Raw genomic sequence first — 14,330 nt, 5'->3', positions numbered from 1 at the left:
ATATGAAAAAAGTATCGTTTACAGAAGTTATTTATGCGCAGCCTAAGCATGTGCATAAAGTAATGATTGCACCAGATTCGTATAAAATTTGGACAACGCCGTTTAGTGAAACTTCAGATTTCAAAGGAGATTGGTCCGAAGGTTCTCATGTTTATTTCACTTATGAAACCGAAAAAGGTTCGGCTGCGATGATTGCTACAATAGATGAAAATATTGTAGGAAAATCAATCAAAATGCGTCATATCGGAAAGCTGAACGAAGATGGTCAAGAGATTTTTGATGGACCAGAAATTGATGTGTGGAAAAATACAGAAGAAACGTATAAATTGGAAGATGTAGAAGGTCATACACGATTAACTTGTTCGGTAGAAATAGATGATCAGGTTTTTCCAGAAACTCAAGTCAGAGAAATGTGGATAAATGCACTACGCAAGCTGAAAGAGATTTGCGAGGATTAATGATGATGACAAATAATTTTACAACTATTGATGAATATATTCTTGGGTTTGATCAAGCCAAACAAGATATTTTAGAAAACGTAAGAAAAATTATTCACGAAGCTGTACCACAAGCAACAGAAACGATTAATTATAAAATGCCCACTTTCCGATTGAATGGAAATGTAATTCATTTTGCGATGTTCAAAAATCATGTAGGAATTTATCCTGGAGCAGAAACAATCGAACATTTTCAAAATGATTTAACCGATTATAAAACATCAAAAGGAGCAATACAACTTCCTTTGGATAAGGCTTTACCAAAGAAGTTATTGAAGGAAATTGTGTTGTATAAAGTTAATTTGATGAAGAATCAAAAATCTGGAGAATGGACAAAATACAATGGTAATTGGGTTGAAGCGAATGAGAAAATTCAACAAGTTGTAAATGAAACAGAATTGGTAAAAGAGTTTAAATGGGGTGGAGATATTTATACGTTCAACAAGAAAAATGTGTTGGCATTTAGTGGTTTTAAAAATCATTTTGCGTTGTGGTTTCACAATGGCGTTTTCTTGAAAGATCAATACAAAGTTTTGGTGAACGCAAATGTGGAAAAAACGAAAGCTTTACGTCAATGGAGATTTAATTCTGCTGATGAAATTGATGTCGAAAAAGTAAGAGAATATGTCTTAGAAGCGATTCAATTGCTGAAAGATGGAAAGGAAATAAAGCCTCAAAAATCTGTACCAAAAGAAGTTAATGGAATTTTGAAAGAAACTCTAAATCAGGATGATAAATTATTTACTTCATTTAAAATTTTAAGTCCTGGAAAGCAAAAAGAATACATCGAATATATTGATGAAGCAAAACAAGAAAAAACGAAAATTTCTCGCATCGAAAAAATAAAACCTATGATTATGGAAGGCAAAGGTTTGAATGATAAATACCGAAAATAATGCAATACGAAGTCGCAAATTTAGAAGAATATTTAACGTCAATTCCTGTAGAAAGAAAAGAAGCTATTGAGAAATTAATTAAAATTTTGGCAGATAATTTACCCGTTGGTTTCGAGTTGCAGTTGAGCTATGGTCATCTTGGGTTTGTTGTGCCGCATTCACTTTATCCGAATGGTTATCATTGCGATCCGAAATCGCCGTTGCCGTTTATCAATATCGCTTCTCAAAAGAATTTTATTGCGTTATATCACATGGGAATTTATATGGACGACAAATTGCTGAATTGGTTTGTCGCCGAATATCCAAAATACTCGAAACGTAAATTAGATATGGGAAAAAGTTGTATTCGTTTCAAAAAAGTGGAGGATATTCCATTCGAATTAATCGGAGAATTAGCGCAAAGAATTACGCCACAACAATGGATAGAAAATTATGAAAAAGTACTACTTACTCGAAAAAAATAAATCATGTCACAAATCGTTAAATTTTTAAAAAAATTAGAAAAAAATAATAACCGCGAATGGTTTACGGAGCACAAAGTTGAATTTGATACGGCGAAAGCTGAAGCAGATTCAATTTTCAATGCGATTTACCAAGAATTAACTAAAAAGAAAGAATTAGAACCGCTCAAAATTTATAGAATTTACAGAGATGTTCGTTTTTCTCACGATAAAACTCCTTATAAAACTCATTTTTCTGCACAAACAGGTCGTAAAAAACCACTTAATAGAGGTGGATATTATTTTCATATTCAACCGAATCATAATTTTATTGGTGTTGGTTTTTGGGGACCAGAACGTGAAGATTTGCTTCGTATTAGAAAAGATATTGAAGTTTCGGATGAATTAGCAAAGATTTTGCAATCAAAAATGATTCAGAAAGAATTTGGAGAAATGCAAGGAGATGAAGTGAAATCTGCGCCAAAAGGATTTTCTAAAGATCATGAAAGAATTGAGTTGTTGCGTAAAAAGCAATATTTGTTTATTAAGAATTTTACAGATGAAGAAGTTTTAGCAAAAGATTTTCCACAAAAAGTAGCAAAATCAATTCAAGTTCTTCAACCATTTTTAGATTATATGACCGAGGTTTTAACAACCGATGAAAATGGTCAACCATTATATTAAAAAAATAATCACAAAAAATACAATATTATGGCTAAAGTACACGCTTACTTAAATTTTAACGGAGATTGCGAAAAGGCATTTCAGTTTTATGAAACTGTTTTTGAAACGCAAAATATTGGGATGTATAAAATGGGTGATATGCCGCCAAGTCCAGAATTTCAGATTCCAGATAGTGCAAAGGATAAAGTTTCGCATGTGGCATTGTTTATTAATGAAACAACAATGTTAATGGGTTCTGATATTATTGAAGAATTTGGACATCAATACAAAGCTGGAAATAACAATTACATTATGCTTGATGTCGATAATCCTGCAGAAGCGCATCAATTATATGATCGTCTTTCGGTAAATGCAAAATCATTAGAAATGCCTTTGGCAGAACAGTTTTTTGCTGAGCTTTATGCGTCTTTTATTGATCAATTTGGAACACCTTGGATGATTCATTTTGAAGGAAATAAAGCACATTCGATGTAATTATTAAGATAGATAAATAACAAAAACCTCTCAACTTTGAGAGGTTTTTGTTTATACATTTACATTTGTTGCTTGTAACATAAGTTGATGAAGATCTGTATTTTTTACAAATGGCTTTAACAAATCACTTCCAGGTCCATACATTGCCAATTCTACGTAATCGCCCGAGTGATCCATACTTATCCAACCAACATTGTTGCGTTTTTTCTGAATTTCAGAGAAAAATTTGAATGGAAGTTTTTTGAAATTATACAATCCTTCTTCTTTATCCAAACCTTTGTAAAAATCTAACATATGTTTTGCTTCATCATCTGTCAAACTAAAACCATTTGTTTCGACAATCCAATCTTTGATTTCTTGTAAGTTAAAATCTTCGTGAATTTCATTCAAAATATGTTCGTTGGTATATCTATAATTAACAATACTTTCAAAATTTTTGTTTACATCAGCTCCATAAATTGTTCCTGGATTTGCATTTCCGTGATCAGTTGTGATGATAACTAATGTATTTCCATCCTTTTCAGCAAAATCCATTACAGTTTTGATAGTTTCATCAAATGCAAGTTGATCATTAATTAATCCTGCAACATCATTCGCATGCGCTGCCCAATCTACTTTTCCCGCTTCTACTTGCAATACAAAACCATTTTGATGACTTTTCAAATTATCAATCGCAACCTTAGTCATTTCTGCAAGCGTAGGAATAGATTTATTTTTTGAGAGATTTTTATGGTCAATTGCATAAGGAATTGCTCCAGTATTGAAAATTCCCAATAAAGATATATTGTTTTGAGATTTTGCTAATTCTTCCTTTGTTTTCGCAATTTGATAACCTTTTTTCTTATAAACCGTATACAGATCTTTCTTGTCTTCTCTTTTGGCTGAATTAAAAAATTCGTCACCGCCACCTAATAAAACATCAATACCAATTTCGGCATATTTTTCAGCAATCTCTGGCTCAGCATTTCTACTAGCAGAATTCACACAAAAACCAGCAGGAGTTGCATGAGTAATCGTAACCGTTGTCACACAACCCGTTCTTTTACCAGCTTTTTTGAATTTTTGCCAAATCGGAACATGATTTTCTCCATTCGCACCAATGTTCAATACACCATTTTTTACACGAATTCCACCTCCAAAAGCAGAACTCGCAGCCGCAGAATCGGTAACAATAGAACTTGCAGAAGCAGTGTCCATCAAAGCTCTTTTTACTTTATTTTCTTCATAAAGATTAATCCAATTACCATTTTTTCCGTGTAATTGTTTGTTGTATAAATTAGCCATAGCAAGAGTCCCAGAACTCATTCCATCGCTTATCATAAAAATAATATTCTTTGTAGTATTTGTAGAAAGATTAGGTTTGATTTTATTTTGAGCAAATAAATCGAAAGGATTTAGAATTAAACCAGTAGAAACTAATGCCGATCCTCTAAGAAATTTACGTCTATCCATTTTATTGTTTTTGTAAATGAATAGATTATTTCTGAAAAGTATTTTAGCTTATTGTTAAATCTTATTAATGATACAATCTAAATCCTAATTTCAGGCATATATTGGCGTGTTTATCAAACAATGCATGTACAAGCTCTTCTTCGTCATCAATTTCTTTTGCTAAACAAAAATAATATTGATCTAAAATTGTACTCAAAATTGGAGAAGGGTTTACATATCCAGATAAGGCTTTTGCTCCTGTAACATCAATAAAATATTGAAAACTTTCGTCTTCCAAATTTAAACTCATTGTATTTGCAAAATGAACAATTTTATCGGTTAGTTTTCCTTGAAAAATTTCTGCTACTTCTTCCAAACTATAGTAATAATCATCAATTTGAATTTGATTTCCTTCGCCTTCAAAAACTAAATAAATGATTTTATAATCTCTAAAATATTTATCATGATAAAGAAGATTGGTCAAACTTTCTTCGAAACCTTCAAAGCTATCAGTCGTTTTATAAACATTTGTAATCTGAAATTCTCGAGCCAAATGTTCCAAAAATTCCAATAATTGCGAATCATTTTGCTCTTCAATATCTGCTACAGATTCCAAACAAAACAATTTGAAATCATCTTCGTCTTCAGTTCGTATAATATCCTTCATCTATTTTACTATTTTTCAAAGGTAAGATGTAATTTTTAAATGATTAAAATCACGCGAACAATGATTAATATTTATTAATTTAGAATTATTCTATATAAATAAATTTAATGAAAAATAATATTGATTTACAAAATCTTGCGGAACAATTGAGTTGTCCAAATGGAGACGAAGGAATTGAAGTTGGTGAGCAAATGAATGAAAGTAATTTTGGTATGATAAAAACGACAATAGATCATTTACAATTACAAAATAAAGAACAAATATTAGAGTTAGGTCATGGAAATTGTAAGCATTTACCTTATGTATTAAATCAAGCAAAGGATTTAGAATATATTGGTTTAGAACTTTCACAGGTCATGAAAAATAGTGCTATCACGAACAATTCTGATTATTTGAATGCAAATATTAGATTTGAAATAATTATGGATGAAAGAATTCATTTTTATGAAAAACGTTTTGATAAAATTTTCACAGTGAATACAATCTATTTTTGGAAAAATCCTAAATTTTTCTTGAGTGAAATTTATAGAGTCTTGAAATTCAATGGGGAATTTGCTCTTACTTTTGCTAAAAAGGAATTTATGGAAACTTTACCTTTTACTCAATTTGGCTTCAATTTATACACAGAAGACGAAGTGATAAAACTATTGAAATCAGCTAAATTTTCTATTGAAAATAGAAAAACATTTTCAGAAAGTGTAATTAGCAAAGCTGGCGAAAAAGTTGAAAGAGAGTATAGTATAATTATTGCAAAAAAATAAAATGATTTTTATTGATAATAAACTTAATTTTTTTGAGAAAAGAATGAGTAAATAATTTCTAAAGTAGAAAGAATTAGCAGAAATTTGTATCCTTATTTCAAGAATATGAAACAACCACAAAGAGTATTCGATTTATCTCGATTTCAAGAAAAAAATACACCTAACATTTCGATTTTTAATTACAAAGAAAAAGGAGAATGGAAGGGAATTTCGACAACAGATTTTATCAATCGAGTAAATAATATTTCGAAAGGTTTGATTGCAAATGGTGTTCAACAAAATGATAAAGTTGCGTTAATCAGCGAAAATCGTTTAGAATGGAATTTAGTAGATTTTGCAATTCAGCAAATTGGAGCTGTTGTTGTGGCAATTTATCCCAATATTTCGGATAATGATTACGAATTTATTCTAAATGATGCCGAAATCAAACTTTGTTTTGTGAGCAATGATGCGTTGTATCAACGATTATTAGGAATCAAAGATCGTATTCCAAATCTTGAACAAGTTTATACATTTAATACTTATCCGCATACACCAAATTGGATTGAGCTAATTTCGAAAGGAATTTCTATTTCTGATGAGGTTTTACAAACGAAGATGGACAATGTAAAACCAACTGATTTAGCAACTCTTATTTATACTTCTGGAACAACAGGAAACCCGAAAGGTGTTATGCTTTCTCACGAAAATTTATTGGCTGATGTCAATAGTTCCGAATATTCTTTTCCTGTAAAAGCGTATGATAAAGCGTTGTCTTTTTTACCTGCTTGTCATGCGTATGAACGCGTCTTTCAATACGTGTACATCAAAATGGGATTACCAATCTATTTTGCACAATCAATGGATACGATTGGGCAAGATATGAAAGAAGTTCAACCACATATTTTTTCGGCTGTTCCACGTGTTTTAGAGAAAGTTTACGATAAAATAATGGCGACTGGAGAACAATTGACAGGAGTAAAAAGAGCTTTATTCTTTTGGGCAATTTCGTTAGGAGAACAGTATGATTTAGACGAATCAAAACTTTCTGCTTGGTATAAATTTCAATTAAACATTGCTCGAAAATTAATTTTTTCGAAATGGAAAGCAGCGCTTGGCGGAAATGTAAAAGGAATTGCTTCGGGAAGTGCAACATTACAAACTCGTTTATTGAAATTGTATTTAGCTGCCGGAATTCCAATTTACGAAGGTTATGGTTTAACAGAAGCTGGGCCTTGTTTATCTGTAAATTGTATCAAACGTGGAATGAAAATCGGAACTGTAGGGATTCCTTTGATTGATATTGAAATTAAATTAGCTGAAGACGGAGAAATCTTAGCAAAAGGGAAAAATATCATGCAAGGATATTATAAAAATCCAGTAGCGACTGCTGAAGTTTTGAAAGATGGTTGGTTATATACGGGAGATATTGGCGAATGGGTTGATAATAAATTCTTAAAAATTATCGATCGTAAAAAAGAAATGTTCAAAACTTCTGGAGGAAAATATGTTGTGCCGCAACAAATTGAGAAAATTCTTTCAGAATCTAATTATATCGAACAAATTATGGTTGTTGGAGAAGGACGAAAATTCCCAGCTGCTTTGGTTATTCCTTCATATGAAAACTGCATTGATTGGGCAAAAGCAAATGAATCTTCATTGATTAATTTACCTCGTGAAGAGTTTTTAACGCATCCAAAAATTTATGAATTGATAGGAAATGAAATCAATAAATTAAATGTCAATTTTGGAAATTGGGAAAAGATTAAAAGATTTCATTTATTACCTTATGAATTTACAATTGAAGCTGGAGAATTAACGCCAACTTTGAAAATGAAACGTAAAATCATTTCAGAAAAATATAAAAAAGAAATTGACGGAATTTATCAATAAAAACATCAATTTTTTAGAAAAATAATGAAGCAAGATTTTTATTAATCTTGCTTTTTTCATGAAATAAAACTGATTTATGAAAATTTTGCACCAAATTTGCACTCTTTTTTATAAAGTTTAGTATTTAGAAAATGAATAATCCTACACGAATTTTTGACTTAGCTTATCGTCAACAAGAACTTTACCCCAATCATAATATGTTTGCAAGTAAAATTGATGGCGAATGGAAGTTTACAAAACCAGCCGAATTTATTGCGCAAACAAGAGAAATTTCTAAAGGTTTATTGGCTTTGGGAGTTAAACCTGGTGATCGAGTAGGACTTGTATGTGAAAGCCGCTATGAATGGCATGTGATTGATTTTGCAATTCAGCAAATTGGTGCGGTTGTGGTAGCGATTTATCCAAATATTACAGATTTTGAATATCAATTTATCTTCAATGATGCCGAAATACAATTGTGTATTGTAAGTACAAAAAATTTGTATGAACGTATCAATAATATGTTTGGGACAATTTATAGTTTAGAATATGTTTTTGCAATTAATGAGTTCCCAGATTCTAGAAATTGGTCAGAATTAAAAGAAATTGGAAAAGATATAACAGACGAATATGTAAATAATCTTAGTTCAATTGTTCGAAATTCAGATTTAGCAACTTTAATTTATACGTCTGGAACAACAGGAAAACCGAAAGGTGTAATGTTGTCTCATAATAATTTGGTTTCGAATTTTATTGCGGCAAAAGAAATTGTTGTGTTAGAAGAAGGAACAAGAGGTTTGACTTTTTTACCGCCTTGTCATACATACGAAAGAACTGTAATTTATACCTATTTATATATTGGTGTAACGGTTTATTTCGCCGAAGGTTTTGAAAAAATTGGTGATAATATCAATGAAGTACAACCTCATATCATGACTGCTGTTCCTCGAGTGATGGAAAAAGTTTATGAGAAAATCCTAAAAACAGGTAGCGCTTTAACAGGAAAAAAACGAAAAGTTTTTGATTGGGCGATTAATATTGCTTCTCAATATGAACCTGATGCGAAGAAACGATCTTTGGTGTATAATGTGAAGTTAGCTTTAGCTCGAAAATTAGTTTTGAATAAATTTTATGAAGCGTTAGGAGGTAATTTCAAATATATTATTTCGGGAAGTGCTTCGTTGCAAGGTAAAATTGCGCGTGTTTTTATGGCGGCTGGATTACCATTTTTTGAAGGATATGGAATGACGGAAACTTCGCCTTTAATCACTGTAAATAATCCGCATAAATTAGGTGTTCGAATAGGGACTGTGGGTTTACCAATAAAAGATGTTAAGGTAAAATTAGCCGAAGATGGAGAAATTTTGGTTCAAGGTCCTAATGTGATGATGGGCTATTATAAAAATCAAAAAGCGACCGATGAGGTCATTATTGATGGATGGTTGCACACAGGTGATATTGGAGTTTGGGAGGAAGGAGAAGGTCATTTCTTGAAAATCATTGATCGTAAAAAGGAAATGTTCAAAATTTCTGGTGGAAAATATGTTGTTCCTCAACCAATTGAAACAAAACTTGTCGAATCAAATTTTATTGAGCAAGCAATGGTTGTTGGTGATGCGCAAAAATTTGCGTCAGCTTTTATTGTTCCGAATTATGCAAATCTGAAAGAATGGGCAAAAGAAAATGCACCTGAAATTAGTAATCTTTCTCGCGATGAATTCATAGCATCTACAGAAGTTCATAAAGTAATTAATCAAGAAGTTCGTAAAGCAAATCAGTTTTTTGGAAATTGGGAACAGATTAAGAAACCAGCAATTTTAGCGCATGAATTTACGATTGAAGGTGAAGAATTAACTCCAACTTTGAAATTAAAACGTAAAGTTATTCTAAAGAAATATCAGAAAGAATTCGAAGAAATTTATAAATAAAAAAATCCCTCAATTCATAATGAGTTGAGGGATTTTTTTATGGATTCATTCTTTCGTTAGTATAACCACGAATCACAGTATAATCTACTTTTTCAATACTATCCATAAAAGAAGCGTTATCGGTATATATAATAAAATCTACTTTCTCTTAGCTATTTCCATGAGTTTCAAATTCATTATAAAGTGAATTAACTTGAAGTTTACCATTATTCTCTCTTAAGAATAATTCAAAAAATGAATCATTTTCTCCTTTTGGAATAAAATAATTAGTTGGTAAATGTTTACAATCACAATTATCAGTGCTTAAATAATAGTGTCCAGAACATTGTAATTCATATAATTTAATATCTCCAATTATATAAGACTTTTTAAAATCAGAACTGCAAGAGTAAAATAATAAGAGAAATAAAATTAGATATTTCATAATTGTAATAGTTATGACGAATATAATTCTTTTTAAGTTGAAGATAAAATTTTTGAAAAACTCATCATTTTACGCTATTTTCGACGAATTCTTTTCAAAATTACAAAACTATAAGTACGCTATGGAAGCAACCAGAATTTTTGATTTACCAAAACGTCAGCTGGAAAAGTTTCCTGATTTATCCATGTTTGTATCCAAACAAAATGGAGAATGGAAACCAATGAAAACCACAACTTTTTTAGAACATGTTGATGCAATCTCAAAAGGATTGATCGCTTGTGGAGTTCAACCAGGTGAAAAAGTGGGATTAATCTCAGAAAATCGTGTCGAATGGAATATGATAGATTATGCGATACAACAAATCGGAGCTGTTGTGATAGCGATTTATCCGAATATTTCTGACAGCGATTACGAATATATTTTTAGCGATTCGGCTATAAAATTGTGTTTTACAAGTAATCTCGATTTGTATACGCGAATCAATCAACTCAAAACAAAATTGCCTTCATTAGAGCAACTGTACTCGATTGATGAATTTGAAAATACAGAAAGTTGGAATGTTTTAATCGAAAAAGGAAAAACAATTCAACAAGAAGAAATAGACAAACGTGCCGCAAATGTAAAGCACGAAGATTTAGCTTTTTTAATCTATACATCAGGAACAACAGGAAATCCGAAAGGCGTAATGTTGTCGCACAAAAACATTATTGCAGATGTTATGGCATGCGAATATTCAACACCACTTGATCCTTACGATCGTGCTTTGACCTTTCTTCCAGCTTGTCATGCATATGAGCGAACAATTCAGTACTTGTATGTTTACATGGGAATTTCGATATATTTTGCAGAATCGATGGAGAAGATTGGCGATAATTTAAAAGAAATCAAACCGCATATGATTACGGCAGTTCCTCGTGTGATTGAAAAAGTGTATGAAAAAATCATGCAAACGGGAGCGCAATTATCAGGTTTTAAGAAATCTATTTTTGATTGGGCTGTAAAAATTGGCGATGAGTTTGTTTTAGAAGATGATAAGCGTTCTACATTTTATAATTTGAAATTAACAATTTCTCGAAAATTAGTTTTACACAAATGGTACGAAGGACTTGGAGGCGAATTAAAAGCAATTGTAACGGGAAGTGCAGCGATTCAACAACGAATTGTTCGCGTTTTTTTAGCCGCTGAAATTCCAATTTATGAAGGTTATGGATTGACAGAAGCTTCGCCAGTAATTGCGGTGAATTGTTTTCGTCGAGGGAAAAAGATTGGAACTGTTGGACCTCCATTGAAAGGTGTTGAAGTAAAATTGGCCGATGATGGTGAAATTTTAGTAAAAGGTGATATTGTGATGATGGGTTATCATAATTTACCAGAAAAAACTGCCGAAACAATAAAAGATGGTTGGCTATATACGGGCGATATTGGAGAATGGGTAGACAATAAATTCTTGAAAATTGTTGACCGTAAAAAAGAAATGTACAAAACTTCGGGAGGAAAATATATTGTTCCGCAACAAATTGAGATGAAAATGGTAGAATCGCCATTCATCGAGCAATTGATGGTTGTTGGAGAAGGAGAGAAGTTTCCTGGAGCTTTCGTGGTTCCGAGTTATACAAATCTCAAAAAATGGGCACAGTCAAATGCTCCAGAAATTGTAAATCTTCCTCATGATGAATTTCAGAAAAGTGATGTTGTCAAAAAGAAATTAGAAGAAGAAATTAATCAACTGAATACTAATTTTGGACATTGGGAGCAAATCAAAAAGATTGCAATTATTCCAAATGAAATGACTGTAGAAGGAGGAGAGTTGACGCCAACGTTAAAGTTTAAACGTAAAATAATTTTAGAAAAATATAAGAAACAATACCAAGAAATTTTTGGATAATTAGAAAGAGTCTCAGTTTTTGAGGCTCTTTTTTTTGTATATTTATTGAAACAAATTTATATATCTTATTTTGAATTATGGGAAAAGAAGATTTAAGACAACTAATAGTAGGTATTGTTATAACTGTTTTTTTAACAATAACAATTAATCAATTTTCTTTTTTAACAAATATCGAATTATTAAGAAATGTATCTAATTTAGGGACAGATGAAACTTTTACTAAACTTTCTTCGAAACAGAGTTTTCCTAGAGATATCTTCTATTATTTGTTATGGATTAAATTATCAACTTATTTAGGTTTATTTTTGGGTTTTCTTTTATTTGGTTTATTATTAATAAAGAAAAAAATAAGTTTAATAAATTTTGTTTTAATTATTCTATTGTCGTTTATTTTCTTGAAAATTTTAAAAACTTTTAATGGATATAATTTATTGTCATTTTTGAATTTTTCACATTTTAGTAATTTCTATTTTTTCCTAATAACTTCTATGTGTTTTGGTATTTTTACACTTTTAATATTTTATAGACTCAAAAGAGTTTATTCTTAAAAATAACTTAAATATTAAATCTTTATTTTTGTAAAAACAAAATCAGTTGAATTCAGTTAAAGTTTACGCAAAACAGACAAGCAATTGGGGATTATTATTTGGTAGTCTTTTATTTTTTGCTTGTTCAATTTATTTATTTTTAAATGCCAATCAAGTTAATTCTCCGCAAACTGCAAAAGTTTTAAGTGGAAGTTTATTTCTTCCAAGTTTACTATTTATCATAATTTCAATCAAAAAGTTGATGAAAAAACAATCGATTTTATTGATCGATAAAAAAGGAATCGTTTACAAACCTTCTGATGAATTGAATTATATTGAATGGGGAAAAATTCTGGAAATTGAAGAACTGAAATTACCTCGTCAGCGTGTCATCAATATAAAAGTTGTTGGTGCTGATGATTTTATCAATAATGAATCTCAAAAATTCTTACAAGCACGCATGAGATTTTGGAATAAAATGTATGGTGCTGTTGTTTCGTTTGATGCAAATACATTAGATAAAAATCACTTCGAAATCATGAATCTTTTTGATGAATTTATGGAAGATTATAAGATTTCTACAGCATCAAAAAATGATTAATTCGAAAGAATAGACTATTTTTGCAGCATGCAAATCGATTTACTTTATAAAAATTTGGGCATTAAAGATATGAATGCAATGCAACGTTCAGCATTCAAAATGTCCGAAAATCAACGAGATTTAATTCTATTATCACCAACAGGTTCTGGTAAAACATTGGCGTTTTTATTTCCGACTTTAAGAGATTTAAATCCAGATGTAAAAGGTGTTCAAACCTTAATTTTAGTTCCTGCTCGTGAGTTAGCTTTACAAATCGAAACAGTTTTCAAATCGATGAAATCTGATTATAAAGTAACGTGTTGTTATGGTGGACATAATACAAAAGTTGAGCAAAATACTTTGTTAGAAGCTCCAGCTGTGTTAATCGGAACTCCTGGACGTATTGCGTATCATTTACGTAACGAAAATTTTGATCCTTCAACTGTTCAGACTTTAATTTTAGATGAATTTGATAAAGCGTTAGAATTAGGTTTTCAAGAAGACATGAGTTTTATTGTTGAGCAACTTTCTGGCTTGAAACAACGTATTTTGACTTCTGCTACAGAAATGGAAAACATTCCAGAATTTGTTGGATTGAATGACGAAAAAATTGTGAGTTATCTAAAACAAATCGAGGTAAAACCAGATTTACATATGAAAGTGGTTAATACCATTTCAGAAGAAAAATTGGATACATTATTCAATTTGATTTGTAAAATTGGAAGCAAACGTATGTTGATTTTTTGTAATCACCGCGATGCTGTTGACCGTATAAGTAATTTGTTGCATGAAAAAGGAATTGCGCGCGAAAGTTTTCATGGAGGAATGGAACAAGACGAACGTGAACGTGCGTTACTGAAATTCAGAAATGATTCGGTTAGAGTTTTAATTACAACAGATTTGGCTGCGCGTGGTTTGGATATTCCAGAAGTAGATTCGATTATTCATTATCAATTACCTGCAAAAGAAGCTGCTTTTATTCACCGTAATGGACGTACAGCGCGTATGAATGCGAAAGGTTTTGTATATTTAATTATCAGTAATGAAGAACATTTTCCATTTGTAAATGAAAATTTACCGATCGAAAATTTAGGTGGAACATATAAAATTCCAGAACGTACACCTTACCAAACGATTTATATTTCTGCAGGAAAAAAAGACAAAGTCAATAAAGTTGATATTGTCGGATTTTTGTTCAAAAAAGGAGGTTTAGAGAAAAATGATGTCGGAATTATTGAGGTAAAAGATACCACTTCGTATGTTGCGATTAATCGTAAAAAAGTTC

At 30.9% G+C, this 14,330-nt stretch carries 14 protein-coding genes; 12 read left to right on the top strand and 2 right to left on the bottom strand.

Annotated features, from left to right (window positions below; translation table 11 throughout):
• Positions 1-2: 2 nt before the first annotated feature.
• From B2217_RS07575 to B2217_RS07555, 5 genes are read left to right on the top strand one after another with little or no spacing between them, the layout of a single operon-like run.
• Entirely contained in the window at positions 3-458 is a 456-nt protein-coding gene (locus B2217_RS07575; RefSeq protein ID WP_180906709.1) for an SRPBCC domain-containing protein, read from the top strand.
• A complete protein-coding gene (locus B2217_RS07570; protein WP_180906710.1) occupies positions 413-1,393 on the top strand; it encodes a DUF1801 domain-containing protein in 981 nt (326 codons plus the stop codon). Before B2217_RS07575 ends, B2217_RS07570 begins: the two co-directional genes overlap by 46 nt.
• Positions 1,393-1,857, top strand: coding sequence for a DUF1801 domain-containing protein (locus tag B2217_RS07565; RefSeq protein ID WP_180906711.1), 465 nt, complete (start codon positions 1,393-1,395; stop codon positions 1,855-1,857). The genes B2217_RS07570 and B2217_RS07565 overlap by 1 nt, the downstream gene beginning before the upstream one ends.
• A gap of 3 nt (positions 1,858-1,860) precedes the next feature.
• Positions 1,861-2,517 carry a DUF2461 domain-containing protein gene (locus tag B2217_RS07560; protein ID WP_180906712.1) on the top strand — a complete coding sequence of 219 codons (657 nt, stop codon included), beginning with the start codon at positions 1,861-1,863 and terminating at the stop codon, positions 2,515-2,517.
• Between the two features lie 27 nt (positions 2,518-2,544).
• The gene (locus tag B2217_RS07555) at positions 2,545-2,991 is read left to right on the top strand and encodes a VOC family protein (protein ID WP_135836490.1); all 447 of its coding nucleotides are present in this window, start codon (positions 2,545-2,547) and stop codon (positions 2,989-2,991) included.
• A gap of 51 nt (positions 2,992-3,042) precedes the next feature.
• On the opposite strand, the gene B2217_RS07550 is transcribed toward B2217_RS07555, so the two are convergent.
• Positions 3,043-4,443, bottom strand: coding sequence for an alkaline phosphatase (locus B2217_RS07550; RefSeq protein ID WP_180906713.1), 1,401 nt, complete (start codon positions 4,441-4,443; stop codon positions 3,043-3,045).
• Between the two features lie 64 nt (positions 4,444-4,507).
• Positions 4,508-5,089 carry a DUF6642 family protein gene (locus B2217_RS07545; RefSeq protein WP_219033962.1) on the bottom strand — a complete coding sequence of 194 codons (582 nt, stop codon included), beginning with the start codon at positions 5,087-5,089 and terminating at the stop codon, positions 4,508-4,510.
• Between the two features lie 107 nt (positions 5,090-5,196).
• On the opposite strand from B2217_RS07545, the gene B2217_RS07540 reads away from it, so the two are divergent.
• The 7 genes from B2217_RS07540 to B2217_RS07510 all read left to right on the top strand — a co-directional run.
• Entirely contained in the window at positions 5,197-5,850 is a 654-nt protein-coding gene (locus B2217_RS07540; protein ID WP_221855054.1) for a class I SAM-dependent methyltransferase, read from the top strand.
• A gap of 105 nt (positions 5,851-5,955) precedes the next feature.
• Positions 5,956-7,722, top strand: a complete 1,767-nt coding sequence (locus tag B2217_RS07535; RefSeq protein WP_291122252.1) for an AMP-dependent synthetase/ligase — start codon at positions 5,956-5,958, stop codon at positions 7,720-7,722.
• A 131-nt stretch (positions 7,723-7,853) separates the two neighbouring features.
• On the top strand, positions 7,854-9,629 hold the full coding sequence (locus tag B2217_RS07530; RefSeq protein ID WP_291122251.1) for an AMP-dependent synthetase/ligase: 1,776 nt from the start codon (positions 7,854-7,856) through the stop codon (positions 9,627-9,629).
• A 545-nt stretch (positions 9,630-10,174) separates the two neighbouring features.
• The gene (locus B2217_RS07525; RefSeq protein WP_291122249.1) at positions 10,175-11,938 is read left to right on the top strand and encodes an AMP-dependent synthetase/ligase; all 1,764 of its coding nucleotides are present in this window, start codon (positions 10,175-10,177) and stop codon (positions 11,936-11,938) included.
• 77 nt (positions 11,939-12,015) lie between these two features.
• Positions 12,016-12,486 carry a hypothetical protein gene (locus B2217_RS07520; RefSeq protein WP_291094333.1) on the top strand — a complete coding sequence of 157 codons (471 nt, stop codon included), beginning with the start codon at positions 12,016-12,018 and terminating at the stop codon, positions 12,484-12,486.
• A 46-nt stretch (positions 12,487-12,532) separates the two neighbouring features.
• A complete protein-coding gene (locus B2217_RS07515) occupies positions 12,533-13,066 on the top strand; it encodes an STM3941 family protein (protein WP_291094336.1) in 534 nt (177 codons plus the stop codon).
• Positions 13,067-13,093: 27 nt separating this feature from the next.
• Positions 13,094-14,330, top strand: a 1,237-nt coding sequence (locus B2217_RS07510; RefSeq protein ID WP_291122247.1) for a DEAD/DEAH box helicase, incomplete at its 3' end; no start/stop codon positions are given.

The organism is Empedobacter sp. UBA7620, from assembly GCF_002484185.1.
In the GTDB taxonomy this organism is placed as follows: Bacteria; Bacteroidota; Bacteroidia; order Flavobacteriales; family Weeksellaceae; genus Empedobacter; species Empedobacter falsenii_C.
This window is presented reverse-complemented; position numbering and strand designations above follow the sequence as displayed.